The 13,023-nt window shown below is 50.9% G+C and carries 14 protein-coding genes; 9 read left to right on the top strand and 5 right to left on the bottom strand.

Going from position 1 to position 13,023, the window contains the following annotated elements:
* The first annotated feature begins 64 nt into the window (after positions 1 to 64).
* The 4 genes from NLX71_RS08760 (at position 65) to NLX71_RS08745 (ending at position 2,926) form a co-directional block, all read left to right on the top strand.
* On the top strand, positions 65 to 478 hold the full coding sequence (locus tag NLX71_RS08760; protein ID WP_254363232.1) for a BlaI/MecI/CopY family transcriptional regulator: 414 nt from the start codon (positions 65 to 67) through the stop codon (positions 476 to 478).
* Between the two features lie 3 nt (positions 479 to 481).
* Entirely contained in the window at positions 482 to 1,330 is an 849-nt protein-coding gene (locus NLX71_RS08755; protein ID WP_254363231.1) for a M56 family metallopeptidase, read from the top strand.
* Between the two features lie 192 nt (positions 1,331 to 1,522).
* Positions 1,523 to 1,927 (top strand): DoxX family protein, encoded by a 405-nt coding sequence (locus tag NLX71_RS08750; RefSeq protein ID WP_254363230.1) that lies wholly within the window; start codon positions 1,523 to 1,525, stop codon positions 1,925 to 1,927.
* Positions 1,928 to 2,218: 291 nt separating this feature from the next.
* Complete coding sequence (locus NLX71_RS08745) at positions 2,219 to 2,926, top strand: MBL fold metallo-hydrolase (RefSeq protein WP_254363229.1); 708 nt, start codon at positions 2,219 to 2,221, stop codon at positions 2,924 to 2,926.
* An 80-nt stretch (positions 2,927 to 3,006) separates the two neighbouring features.
* Here NLX71_RS08745 and NLX71_RS08740 read toward each other — a convergent pair whose 3' ends face one another.
* Complete coding sequence (locus NLX71_RS08740) at positions 3,007 to 3,447, bottom strand: hypothetical protein (protein WP_254363228.1); 441 nt, start codon at positions 3,445 to 3,447, stop codon at positions 3,007 to 3,009.
* Positions 3,448 to 3,795: 348 nt separating this feature from the next.
* Between NLX71_RS08740 and NLX71_RS08735 the strand changes: the two genes are divergently transcribed.
* Complete coding sequence (locus NLX71_RS08735; protein ID WP_254363227.1) at positions 3,796 to 4,242, top strand: hypothetical protein; 447 nt, start codon at positions 3,796 to 3,798, stop codon at positions 4,240 to 4,242.
* A gap of 94 nt (positions 4,243 to 4,336) precedes the next feature.
* Here NLX71_RS08735 and NLX71_RS08730 read toward each other — a convergent pair whose 3' ends face one another.
* Positions 4,337 to 5,701, bottom strand: coding sequence for an MATE family efflux transporter (locus NLX71_RS08730; protein ID WP_254363226.1), 1,365 nt, complete (start codon positions 5,699 to 5,701; stop codon positions 4,337 to 4,339).
* A 129-nt stretch (positions 5,702 to 5,830) separates the two neighbouring features.
* Between NLX71_RS08730 and NLX71_RS08725 the strand changes: the two genes are divergently transcribed.
* Positions 5,831 to 6,700: a helix-turn-helix transcriptional regulator gene (locus tag NLX71_RS08725; RefSeq protein ID WP_254363225.1), complete on the top strand. Its 870-nt coding sequence runs from the start codon at positions 5,831 to 5,833 to the stop codon at positions 6,698 to 6,700.
* 45 nt (positions 6,701 to 6,745) lie between these two features.
* On the opposite strand, the gene NLX71_RS08720 is transcribed toward NLX71_RS08725, so the two are convergent.
* Together NLX71_RS08720 and NLX71_RS08715 are read right to left on the bottom strand one after the other, a co-directional pair.
* Complete coding sequence (locus NLX71_RS08720) at positions 6,746 to 9,037, bottom strand: ATP-binding cassette domain-containing protein (RefSeq protein ID WP_254363224.1); 2,292 nt, start codon at positions 9,035 to 9,037, stop codon at positions 6,746 to 6,748.
* Between the two features lie 67 nt (positions 9,038 to 9,104).
* Entirely contained in the window at positions 9,105 to 9,548 is a 444-nt protein-coding gene (locus NLX71_RS08715) for a MarR family winged helix-turn-helix transcriptional regulator (protein WP_254363223.1), read from the bottom strand.
* Between the two features lie 211 nt (positions 9,549 to 9,759).
* Between NLX71_RS08715 and NLX71_RS08710 the strand changes: the two genes are divergently transcribed.
* Positions 9,760 to 9,990, top strand: coding sequence for a hypothetical protein (locus NLX71_RS08710; RefSeq protein WP_254363222.1), 231 nt, complete (start codon positions 9,760 to 9,762; stop codon positions 9,988 to 9,990).
* A gap of 359 nt (positions 9,991 to 10,349) precedes the next feature.
* On the opposite strand, the gene NLX71_RS08705 is transcribed toward NLX71_RS08710, so the two are convergent.
* Complete coding sequence (locus NLX71_RS08705) at positions 10,350 to 10,808, bottom strand: hypothetical protein (RefSeq protein ID WP_254363221.1); 459 nt, start codon at positions 10,806 to 10,808, stop codon at positions 10,350 to 10,352.
* A 146-nt stretch (positions 10,809 to 10,954) separates the two neighbouring features.
* On the opposite strand from NLX71_RS08705, the gene NLX71_RS08700 reads away from it, so the two are divergent.
* Positions 10,955 to 11,527, top strand: coding sequence for a class I SAM-dependent methyltransferase (locus tag NLX71_RS08700; protein ID WP_254363220.1), 573 nt, complete (start codon positions 10,955 to 10,957; stop codon positions 11,525 to 11,527).
* Between the two features lie 347 nt (positions 11,528 to 11,874).
* The gene (locus NLX71_RS08695; RefSeq protein WP_254363219.1) at positions 11,875 to 13,008 is read left to right on the top strand and encodes a S41 family peptidase; all 1,134 of its coding nucleotides are present in this window, start codon (positions 11,875 to 11,877) and stop codon (positions 13,006 to 13,008) included.
* Positions 13,009 to 13,023 lie beyond the last annotated feature (15 nt).

The following is a 13,023-nucleotide window of genomic DNA, read 5'->3' as shown; positions in this document are numbered from 1 at the left end:
GAACGAACGGTAAGCTTGACGGTGTCTTTTGCGAACATTACAATTGGTAGTGTGAGGTGTTTTCATGAAAATTCATTCATTCAAGACGAACGAAAGCGGATTAAATCGCTTCTTCGGACCTCTGGAAGCGAGAATCATGCATATCCTGTGGAACGGTCCGGAGATGGCGATCAAAGACGTGCAGGTAAGGCTGGCGAAGGAGCAGGCGATTAATTTCAACACGGTGATGACGGTCATGAACCGGCTGGTGGACAAGGGCGTGCTGCGCAAAAGAGCGGAAGGGCGCATCTCCCTATTTCAGCCTACCCAATCGCTGGAGCAGTTTCTCGAAACCCAATCCAAAGAGCTGACGAACGATTTGCTTGAAGAATTCGGACCGCTTGTCGTGAACCATATGCTGGACGCTCTGGAAGAAGCGGACCCGGCGCTGATCGAGCAGCTGGAGCAAAAAATTCAAGCTCTGAAAAAGGAAAGATAGCCTATGTGGGAAAAACGTTCCAGAATCCTGTTCTTTACAGGCGTCGGGTTGTCGGGCCTGATCATGTCCCAGATTGTCGCGTATGCGCTGCATTTGCTGTTGGGGCTGGAAATCAAGCATAACCTGATCCAATTTTGCGCCACTACGGCGAGAATTTACGGTTTGAACGGTGTGGAGTATGCCTTCGACATCGTCGTGTTCTACACTCTGCTGCTGACCGTCGGACTCATCGTTCAGCAGCAATGGGCGTCGTGGCGCACATATCGGCGCTTGCAAAGCAAACGGGACGAACGGATGACGGCGGAATTGAACGGGCAGTACGGCGGCGGCGGCGAGCCGATTCTGGTCGTCGCGTGCGATGAGCCGCAAGCGTTTACGATGAACCTGCTGAACCCGAAGGTTATTGTATCGACGGGCTTGATCCGGCTGTTGGATGAGAGGGAGCTGGAGGCGGTGATCCATCATGAAATGTATCACTGGAAGCACGGCGATCCGCTCAAAACGTTCGTGCTGTCCCTCAGCTCGTCGGTCATGGGATACGTCCCGCTGCTCCGATGGGTACACCAAAAATATCGGACCGTTCGCGAGGTGCTTGCGGACAACTATGCCATTGAACAACTGGGTTCGTCCGTAGAGATCGGCAGCGCCTTGCTGAAGCTCCTGAAGTACAGAAAGTCGGAAACGATGGTATTTTCCTACGTCTCGTTCGCAGACAATTCGATCAACTGCCGCATTCAGTTAATTTTGGACCCGCAATCCGAGATTCCGTTCAAATTGCCGCTGAAGCTGATCTTGATTTCATTCCATGCGGTGCTTTTGCTTGGCGCGATGTTTTTCTTCGCCACCCTCTAATCGAGTAGGAAAGAACCGCTGCGCAGGCGGATTATTTTTCCGTCCGGCGCATTTTTTTTGCGGTCGGACACTACGATAAGTAGTGTCGGGTAGTTAGGAGGTGATGCGGATCGGATGAAGCAAGGTGGATGAAAGGGAGCGGTTCTCGAGTCAGCCTGAAATTAAGATTTCATTCAAGGAGGAAGGTGTGAAATGACAATGTTTTCTGAATGGGGAGCTTTGATTGTGCGTATCGTATTGGGAGTGACTTTTCTTTTGCACGGGCTGCAAAAATTTCAAACGGGGATTGAAAAAGCCGCAGGCTTCTTTCAAAGCATCGGTTTGCCCGGTTTTCTGGCTTATGCGGTCGGCGGCATCGAACTGATCGGCGGCATTTGCATGATTCTCGGTCTGGGCGTGCGCGTATTTGGCGCATTGTTTGCGATCATTATGCTTGGCGCGATCCTGACCGTCAAGCTGTCGCAGGGATTTATCGGCGGGTATGAGTTCGATCTTGCGCTGTTTGCCATGTCCCTGCTCCTGTTGATTAGCGGGAACCGCGTGCTGGCGGTGGACAGCTTGTTCCGTAAGCGAAGCACGGAGGGGGCAAGCGCCTAGCACGCTTGGAGCCGTTTCGCGATTGTTCAACATATGGGCCAAACGAGGGCTGTCTCAAAAAGTAGACCGATCTACTTGAGAGACAGCCTTTTTTTCTATAGCTGTGCAGAGATAATAAAGTTTTAGACTGGCAGCTGCTGTTAAGCTGACGGGCAGCATAGTGCAGACCAATAGACATCAATTAAGCGGCGGGGAACCTCAAGCGATTTATAGAGAAGATGTTGACAACAACTAAACCTACATAATAAAATTACTTTGCGTAAAAATTTAATTTTACGGAGGCCCGATATTATGGAAATTTCAAAGGGAGTAGAAATGCTTCATCTCGATTTTCATGGGAATATTATTCACCCAATTCTTTTGTGGGATCGAGAAATGGCTGTTTTAATAGACGCAGGATTCCCAGGGCAAATTGAAGATTTACGCGTGGCCATGGAAAAGGTAGAAGTGTCGTTCGACAAACTAAAAGTTGTGATTTTAACGCATCAGGATGTGGATCATATAGGCAGTCTTCCCGAGATTTTGCAGGAGTGCGGTCATCATGTTAAAGTTTATGCGCACGATCTGGATAAGCCGTATATTCAGGGGGAGATACCGCTTTTAAAAGACGGACACCTTGCGAATCCTCCGAAAGGCAGAGTGGACGATACCTTGATTGACGGTCAGGAACTGCCGTTTTGCGGCGGGATTCGCGTCATTCATACTCCTGGGCATACTCCCGGTCATATAAGCCTTTATTTAAGGCAAAGCAAGACTCTCATTGCCGGGGATTCGATGTACAGTGTAAACGGGATTCTCGGGGGAATTCATGCCCCGACCACACCGGATATGAGTGCAGCTCGTCTCTCTTTAAAAAAGTATTTAGACCTCGACATTGCATCCGTGGTTTGTTATCACGGGGGATTAAGTAATGTAAATGTTAATGATCAGATATTAGGACTTAGCCAAAACCGCGGATTTAGCCAAAGAAACGGTCCGTCAGCGGAAGCTCCCCAATGAAATAAGTGCCGCCTGATTCGTAGGTTTCTCCTGCGGCGGCGGTATAGCGATCGAATACTTGCGGATACATTTTCTGCATGCTAGAGTCGCGGTGCTGCAGCCACGGGGAACATCATGTCGTAGCCGGTCGAAATCGTAACCGGACCAAGCCATTTGACCTTCGATTTGACCGATACGCCGCTTGCCGAAGCCGTATGCACGCAATCGATCTCGGCAAGCGGATTGCCGGGATCAGAGGGGTGTCTGCCCACGGCGTAGACGGTGCCGACATTGACATGCTCGGGCAGCCACTGCGACGGGAGGCCGGAGCCCGCAGGCATAACAGAGAAGGCAAGTTCCTTGTTGCTCCAGGAATGCAGCACGTCAAATTGCTTACTCGCATGGACCGCGCCGGATGGGGGATTTACCGGGAGCATGACCGATACGGACCCGCTCATCAGCTTGATGAAATCGTCATTTGGATCTTTGGCGAATGCGTAATGGGCGCACCGCTTACGTTTGGCCGGAGCAGGGTTCCGCAAGCAAGCGTCGCGCCCGCCATTCCAATGGAAGCAAGCAGCGTTCTCCTTGTCCATCGTTTTCCGTGAATGGGATACTTCGTTCCGGCGTTTTCCGGCACATCGGGTTCCATCCGTTTTTCCATAGGCATCGCTCCTTTTTATAACGTTATCATAACAGCCTTGGTTGGTTTTTTATTTGGCGGATTATTCCGAAAATTTGCACCTCAGCATCATTGGCCGAGGGATGCGGGTTCGGGATCGAGCGCTGTCGATCCGGATGGGAGTATGGTATAGTTGGAACGTAGGAGGCATAGGAGCAGCACCAGTACAAGAAATTGCACTACATCATCATAGGAGACCTACTCAATCATGGAAAAGAAAACCGTACATTTCGGCAGCGTACTGGCCGGCATATTGGTGGATCAGGTCACTTCGTTCGTCTCTTCGCTGTTGATCGGCGTGATCTACATCACGTCCAATCAGATCGGTCCGAGCGAGATTTCCAAGGTGTATGCAAGTACGCCGCTATTGATGATTTACCTGCTTGTCGGCATGTTCTGCACGGGGCTCGGCGGGTATGTATCGGCTTCGGTGGCGAAGCGGGACGCTTATTTTCATGCTTCGATTATCGGCGTCGTGGGGGCCGCGATCGGCTTCTATTATTCATTCGGCCACTCCGAGGTTCCCTCATGGTATTATCTCATCGGCTTCTTAGCCATCATTCCCGCCGCCTTGCTGGGAGGTCGCGCCGCTTTCGTGAAAAGACGGCGGGCCAACCTGGATAAGCCGTCCGGCAGCGGACCGAAGCCGGATTGACCGGCGGTTCGCATGGCGGCTGCTTTGATCCATGCGCTTATCGCCAAACGAAAGACCGTCCGACGACGAATCGGACGGTCTTTTTCCGTGCACGCTAGCTTTGTGCCGAGATGGTCTGACGCCCGGGCGATGCTGCGGACGGATGCAGCATTTTGCCGCTTTTCCAACGGCGGAGAACGAGAAAGCCGCGTAAATATTCGTCGGCGATCATCGATATATAAATTCCGGTCAAGCCCCAGCCGAGCCGAATGCCGAGGTAGTAAGAAATCGGCGTTGCGAGCAGCCAGAGCGAGATCACTCCGGTAATCATAATGAACCGGGTATCGCCGATTCCCGTTAAGGCGTTGCCTATGGCCATATTGATCATTTTCCCCGGCTGCAGCAGCAGGTTCAAGCCGAGCAGCGCGACCCCGAGCGCCACAATCTCCGCATCAACGGTGAACAGAGATAGTGCCTTGCTGCCGAAGACGTACAGCAGCAGTGCATTGGTCATGACGACCGCAAGTCCCGTCCACATTCCCCGATAAGCGGCGCGGTACGCCTCCTGTGTCCGTCCGGCCCCGAAAAGATGGGCGATCTGAATTTGCAGAGCCATGGCGATGGAAAACCCGAGCGTGAAGCAAAACGACTCCATCGTATTCATATAAGTCCGTGCCGCCAGTTCCTTGGCCCCGAGCATCGCAATGAACGAAAACAGAATCAGCTGCGAGAATACCCACGAAGCTGAGGATACACCCATAGGCCAGCCGATCTGCATCGTTTCGCGGAACAAGGGGCGGTCGAATTGCAGAAAGTCTTTCCAGCCGACCCGGCGCTCGAACGAATGCACGAACAGGAAGGCGAGCACGATCGTGGCCAGCAGACGGCTGACAAGGGTCGAGACCGCTACACCGGCCAGCCCCCATTGCGGGAAGCCCAAAGCGCCGTAAATAAACGCGTAGTTCAGCACAACGTGAATGACGTTCATCCCGATCGCGATATACATCGGACTGCGCGTGTTCCCCGTATTGCGAATCGCCGTGCTGAAAGCGGCCATGGCGGCGGTCAGCGTCATGCCTCCGCCGATGATGGAGATATACGTATCGGCCATCGGCAGCAGAGCGGCCGGGACCTGCAGCAGCGCGGCGATATCGCGGGCAAAAAGATAGAGCACAAGGCTGAGCAGGGCCCCGATCACGACCGATATATTGATCGACATGATGGCTACCGTCCGAGCGTCTTCCGGCTTGCGGGCCCCGAGCTTCTGCGCGATCAGCACGCCGGCCCCGTTGGCGACCGTCATGAACAAGATCGTGACGGCGGAAAACAATTGCGTGGAAATGCCTACGACGGCTACGGCGCCGTCCGATATGCGGCTGACCATAAGCGTATCCGCCGTACCCAGTAAAAACTGCAAAAACATTTCAATAAATATGGGCCACGCGAGCACCCATAGCGTAAACTTTTTGTCGTCGTTCATGTTCCGTTTCCTCCTGATGCCATATTCCCATATCACATTATAGAGCGTATACTTGAAAGCATGTATCAGTATCCGAACTGAAATTATCAATTTGCAAACCTGACTTCGTATGCTAAGAGGGTGAAAGCGATGCCAATTCTCGAATTTACATCTCCGCCGCTGCCTCACTATTTGGCTAGCGGTTTCTGCATCATTGCGCCCGGGCGCAAGCATCCGAACCGGCGCAACATCGGGGTGTTTGATCTGCTCGTCGTGCAGGAAGGCTGCATTTATATTATGGAAGGCGGCGATTACTACGAAGTTACGGCCGGCCACGCGATCATTCTCCGGCCTGACCGGCACCATTATTCGCCGCAGGGGTGCACTACGGATACAGCGCATTATTGGCTGCATTTCAACACGACGGGCTCGTGGAGAGAGACGGAAGAGGAAATACCGGCGCTGGCGTCCGTCTCGATAGAGGAAAAAAGTTTCACGATGCAAACCTTCGCCATTCAGCTCCCCCAGTTTGCCAAGCTGCTGAAGCCGACGTCCGTCTACCGGACGATGCAGCAGCTCGGCGAGCTGGAGAAGGAGTCGCACCGCAACTGGGCGCGCTGGAAGCATCAACTGCTGTTTCAGCAGGTGCTGGAGCAGCTTAACGCTTCGCTGCAAGCGGAAATACCGCCTCCCGGAGCCGAAGTGGCGGATCAGGCGGCGTCCTACCTGCGTCAGCATTTCAAACAATCGGTGACGGCGCAGAGCTTGGGGGAGGCGCTCAATTTTCACCCGGTGTATATTGCGCGCTGCATGCAGCGGGAATTCGGCTGCTCGCCCTTCGAGTATTTGCTGCGCTATCGGCTGGAGCAAGCCAAGCTGCTGCTGCTGCAAACCGACTTCCCGGTCGCCCGGGTGGCCGAAGAGGTCGGATTCAATCAAGCGGCCTATTTTACGTCCTGCTTCGTCAAAATGGAAGGCTTGACCCCGCGTGCTTACCGCAAGCGCTTTTCCCATGCCTGACCGGATACGGTCCAAGCCTGCCCTTTGCGGCAGGCGGTTTGTCATTTAATGATCGTGGAGATGCCGCTTCAAATAATGCCCCGTGACCGAATGCGGATGTTCGATAAGCTCTTCAGTAACGCCTTCGAAGATGACCGTCCCGCCCTCTTGTCCGGCCCCTGGACCTAAGTCGACGATCCAATCGGCTTGACTGATTACGTCGAGATTATGCTCAATCACGATCACCGTGCTGCCGTTGTCTACGAGCTGGTTCAACAGGCCGATCAGGCGGTCGACATCGGAGAGATGCAATCCGGTGGTCGGTTCGTCGAATACGTAGATTTGACCGCTGCGCTCCAGTTCGGCCGCGAGCTTGAGGCGCTGTCTTTCCCCGCCTGACAGCGTGTTCAGCGGCTGCCCGAGCGTAATGTAGTCCAGCCCGACGTCGCCTAGCCGCTCCAAAATCGTCCGAATGGCTTCCTCCCGAAAGAAGGTCCGCGCGTCCGCTACACTCATCTCCAAAACCTCGTCGATCGATTTGCCCCGCAGCGTATAGCCCAGAACCTCATTGGTAAACCGGCGTCCCTGACAGCTCTCACATCGGCTGACGATCGGGTCCATAAAAGCAAGATCCGTATACGTGACGCCAAGGCCTTTGCATTCCGAACATGCGCCGTTGGAATTGAAGCTGAACAACGTGGGGCTCACCCGATTTGTCTTGGCGAACAACTCGCGGATTGGGTCCAGCATCCCGGTGTAGGTCGCAGGATTGGAGCGCTTCGAGCCTTGGAGGGCTCCTTGATCGATGTAGACGGCTTCCGGATAATGCCGGGGCAGCACCTTGTTGATCAGCGTGCTTTTCCCTGAGCCCGCTACGCCGGTGACGACCGTCATCACACCCTGCGGGATACGGACGCTCACGTCTTTGAGGTTGTGCAGGGAGGCGGGGCCGATTACGAGTGAACCGCCCGGTTGTCTTGGCGGCGTCTTGAGCCGGGGCCGGCGGCCGAGATACGTTCCGGTCAGGGTGCCGGAAGCCGGCAGACCTGCCAGACCGCCTTCGTAGACGATCCTGCCGCCCTTGGAGCCAGCTTCCGGTCCCATATCGATCACATGGTCGGCTATGGCGATGACATCCGGATCGTGCTCGACGACAAGGACCGTATTCCCTTTGTCCCGGAGTCGCTTGATCAGGGAGTTCAGCCGGTGAACGTCGTGGGGATGAAGTCCGATGCTCGGTTCGTCAAAAATGTACGTGATATCCGTCAGACTGCTGCCGAGATGCCGCACCATCTTGACCCGCTGCGATTCGCCGCCGGACAGTGTGGCTGTTTCCCGGTTAAGGCTGAGATAGCCTAATCTGACGGAAATCAGATGCTCCAGCCGTTCGACAATGGCGTCGACCATGGTTGCGGCGACGGGTGCTTCAATGGCGCGTATCACGGGGGCGAGCTCGCTGATCTGCATGGCCGTACAGTCCGCTATGCTCTTGCCGTAGATCTTACAGCCGAGCACCTCCTGATTCAGTCTGGCCCCCTTGCACAGAGGACAAACGCCCTGGGTGACGATCCGGTCAAACTCTTCCTTGTAGCGCGTCTTGGCCTCCTCGGATTCTTTGGTCAGAAAGCTCCGTTCGAACCGGGGGATCAGGCCCTCATATTTGGAGGACGGCGGCCAGCCGGGACCGGGATGCTTCAGCTTCATATCCGTTTTGTAAAGCAGCGTGTCCCATTCCTCGTCTGTATACTCGCCAAGCTTTTTGTCGTTGTCAAATAATCCGGAACAAACATACCGTTTCCAACGCCATTCGCCGGGACGAAACGTAGGAAAACGGATGGCCCCCTCGTTCAGCGATTTTTGCCGATCGATCAGCCGGTCGAGATCAATTGCCGCCACCGTTCCCAATCCTTCGCATTTGGGACACATCCCGTGCGGATCGTTGAACGAAAAGGCGTTGGAATAACCGACAAACGGCTTGCCGATCCGGGAGTACAGCAAGCGCAGCAAGGAGTAAATATCGGTGACGGTTCCGACGGTGGACCGGACGTTGCCGCCGAGCCGCTTCTGATCGACCACGATCGCGACAGACAGATTGTCCAGCGAGTCCACATCCGGTTGCCCGTAATGAGGAAGACGATGCCTGACGAAGCTGGTAAACGTTTCGTTGAGCTGGCGCTGCGATTCCGCAGCAATCGTGTCGAAGACGAGCGAAGACTTGCCGGAGCCGGATACGCCCGTGAACACGGTGATCCGCTTCTTTGGAATGCTGACCGTCACGTTTTTCAGATTATTTTCTCGCGCGCCCGTAACGCGGATCATATCGTGCCGGTTGTCGGGGGCGCCACTTTGAATGTTCATGGGTTGGATCTCTTCCTTCCTCAAGAATGATGATCTGAGATCGTTTATTTCCATATAGAAACCATATTTAAACGGATCGCGACTGCTTGTTGTCGAGAGCGGCTGCTATCTTTTGGCACAGTTCCGCAAAAATACTTTGCTCGCCGGGCGTAAGAACGGAGGCGGCGATTTCGGCAGCCTCGCGCCGGCTTTGGGCCGCACGCTCCAGAAAAGTTCGGCCGCTATCCGTGAGCGACGTCGTTTGTTCCCGCCGGTCTTCCTCTCGCGCCGTCTGCTCAATTAGCTGCTTATCCTTTAAAACTCTGAGATTTTTCGAGGTGGCCGGCCGCGACATCCCCAGCGTTTCGCCGAGGAGCGAAGGCATCATGGGGCCGCGGATGCGCAAAATTTCCAGAATGTCGTACTGCGCCCATGCGAGCTGTTCCGGGTTGACCCGCGTTCGCCTGGCGACCAGCACGCATTGGAGATGGGACAAAGCGTTCTCCAGCTCGCCGGGTTGATCTGGCTGCATGAAAGGAATCCCCCTATCGATATCGTGCATTCTATTTGTCATCGTATCAAATTAGTTTCCTTTAGGCAACTAATTGCGGAAGATAGGGTAGCCGCCAGAGGAGCTATACGGTTGCCTTTGTATGCGTACGATAATACAGGAACTAAAACATGCTGCAGGTTACTAGGAAACGAAAATAGGCCGGCGGGCGTACGCGGGGAGGAGAAACGAAATGCACAAAACAGAAAAATACGGCCCCCATAAGGTTGTAACCAGACTGGACGGCGAGCTCGATCTGGTTTATTGCAAGAGACGGATTGAAACATGGTACACCCAACGCGGGGATCGATACTATCGCGAGGAAGAAAGCACCAACGTCCGCAGCGATGCCAATGCCCTCCGCCGGATCAGCCGTGCAGAGTTTGAGGAGATCCACCGTTTGATCGTTGCAGCAGGGAAATGATCGCCACGAAAGGACCTATAACCCGCCTGACGAGGCCCGCGCGGAACGGGCCGAAACCTACCGGTACAAGCGGCCGGAAAACACATTGCTGAAGCACAGCGAGCCGTGACCAAGTTAACAAAAAAGTCCCGGCCAGCAACTTGACTGGTATGGACTTTTTTGTGTTCTCACATATATTTAAAATAGCCGAGGAAAGGTCGGCAGGGAATATGCGAAGGTTCTTTTTCACGCCTCATTCGTAGAAGAAAATAAAACGAAGAAAAATAAAGATCGGCCCTTGCCGCAAGAATGCGAACAAGAGCCGTTTTTTTGCATTGTTCCACGAAATCAAAATCGCTGCTCAAAGCTGAAAATCAATATTAAAAGTCGCTAGTTTGGGAGGCAGCTTTTCCCCAGTATTCACCTTTAGCATTATTTTGGCCACCGGACCACGTGAGGGTGTACTCTCCACTTTTCATGCCTTGACTGTATCCTTCATTCCAATTTTTCCATTCCAAACTTCCATTACCAGAAATCGTTTTTGTGAAATACACGGTGCTACTCGCCGTATGTTCTAAGGTAACAGAGACCGAGTGAGAACTATTGTTCACCATATACAGCTTCAGATGGCCATAATTGTCATTGATCTTAAAACCTCTTACTGATGTGGACCTTTCATCGTCAATTTTGGAACCCCATTCCTTATCAACCTGCATAGGAGTTATGACGCCTCCTTTACTACTAGGTGGAGGTATTACAACGTCGTTCGCAAAAACAGAAGTAGAGAAGGAACAAACCAGAGCAGTAGCTACAATAGCGGATGCAAGTTTCTTTTTCAAATAAATCCCTCCTGTGGTAATATGTATAATACAATTATATAATACTAATCATGGGATCTTATGTCAATAAAAGAAATAAAAATACTAAATTTCTTGATTATAGGGGGCTTCTTCTTGCCTAGGCACCGGCATTCCCCAAGGTACGGTTGGCTGCAGGAGCCGTCACACTTGGGGAAGAACCGAACGTATTTATTCAGCAACAAGCTTTTCGATTAGAACAATGTCAAAAGGTTATCGCGTTTGCAGAGGGTGAAGGCCGGAATGCTGTTTTTTTAGCAAAAAGAAATCATGAAGTGACAGCCATTGACTATGCGGAGAGCGGTTTGCAAAAAACGAAAAAACTGGCTCAGAAGCATGGCGTTGACGTACATACCCAAAAAATCGACCTTTTGGAAGATGATGTGCCGAATGAGGAATATGATGCCGCCATTATGGTATTTGGGCATTTTCATAAAGACGATCAGATCATGATTCTCAATAAAATGAAAAATGCGATAAAGCCTAACGGGATTATGATGCTTGAGGTATTCTCGGAGGAACAATTAAAGTATGGTACGGGTGGCCCCCCGGAGCTTGAAATGCTGTATGAACCAAAAGAAATGCTTGCTTGGTGCGAAGGTCATGAGGTGATCCATTTCTTCTATGGCGAACAAGAGCGTGTGGCAGGAAAGGAGCACACCGGATTATCCCATGTCATTCAACTTGTATTAAGAAAATAATAGGGCTCCAAGCTCCTATTTTGCATCACTGTATCAGATCGGATCGGCAAGTGTGTCCCGAATTGGGACACATTTTTTTATCCGTTCCTTGCATTTTCCGCACTCCGAAGGTTGGCACAATAATTGCATTGTAATTTGTAATATATTGTGACAATATAATACCTATGAAGAGCAAATTGGTTAAAATAAGGTGGCATTCATACTTTTTCAAAAAACAAGGTCAATCCAAAAGTGAGCAAGCTATACCTACGGTAAGGAAATATTTTCATAAATTATTTTTAATTGTATCACTCCTCATAATTATTTCTAGCAGCAGCCCCTTAGACCATGAAAAAAGACTCCAATTCATGAATTGGGAAGAAGATTTGCATGTTCTCTCCCATGAACTAACTTCTAGACACGCAGATGCATTTTTCAAAATGACTAAGGAACAATTCTATGTCAAATTTGAGGAAGTCAGGGCGCAAATTCCCAATTTAACTGCATCTCAGGTAACCGTTAAATTAATGGAACTTGTAGCTTTGGTTGGAGATTCTCATACAACAGTACAGCAAACATCGACTTCGCTGCTCCCCTTTTCTTTGTTCAATTTTTCTAGTGGGATTTATGTTGTTAGCTCAACTCCTGAATTTCAGTTTTTAATTGGTCAAAGGTTGATGGGAATTAATGGTTATCCTATCGCATCAGTTAAGGAAAGATATCGTGATATCATTCCACATGAAAATGAATATTGGGTTTCATATCAGTTTCCTAAATATCTGAAGAATATTAATCTTATGTACGGACTTGGCTTTAATCAAGGGAATCACGAGAATCGTTTTATGTTCCAGAATAGTCAAGGAGGAGTACAAGAAATTCGAATTAGTTCTGGGACGGAAGTCGAAGATACTGTTTTTTTCAGTAAAGTAGGCAAAGAAGTTCCTTTGTTTTTGCGAAATCAAAATGAAAACTATTGGTATGAGTATCTATCGAAAAGTCATACATTATATTTCAAGTATAATCGATGCTTGGAAATGAAGGAAAAGAGTATTGCCAATATTACGGATAGGATTATGGATGATTTAAGGAAGCACGAAATCAGAAAGGTTGTTTTCGATCTTCGATTTAATGAAGGTGGGAGATCTGACCTGCTAGAGCCACTCATTGAAAAATTGCGCTTCAATCAAAACAGCCATTTCAAAGTGTACGTAATTATCAATAATGGTACATTTTCGGCTGGGGTGAGCACAGCCATCTCTCTAAAAAATAAACTGAATGGAATTCTGGTAGGGGAACCGACCGGTGGAAAGCCGGATTCTTTTGGTACCGTGGCTTCATTTGTTCTGCCACATACTAAACTCATGATTTCATACTCGACAAGAAAGTTCCATTTTATCGGAAATGAGAACATGACCTCTTTGTATCCAGATATACCTCTAGCCTTGGACATTGAAGATCTACTTCATGGGACTGATAATGCAATGCAATATGTTCTCTACTAACCGCACTATGTCCAA

Origin of the sequence: Paenibacillus sp. MZ04-78.2, assembly GCF_024213375.1 — a bacterium.
In the GTDB taxonomy this organism is placed as follows: Bacteria; Bacillota; Bacilli; order Paenibacillales; family NBRC-103111; genus Paenibacillus_G.
The sequence above is the reverse complement of the archived record's forward strand: the minus strand, read 5'-3'. Positions and strand labels throughout refer to the sequence as shown.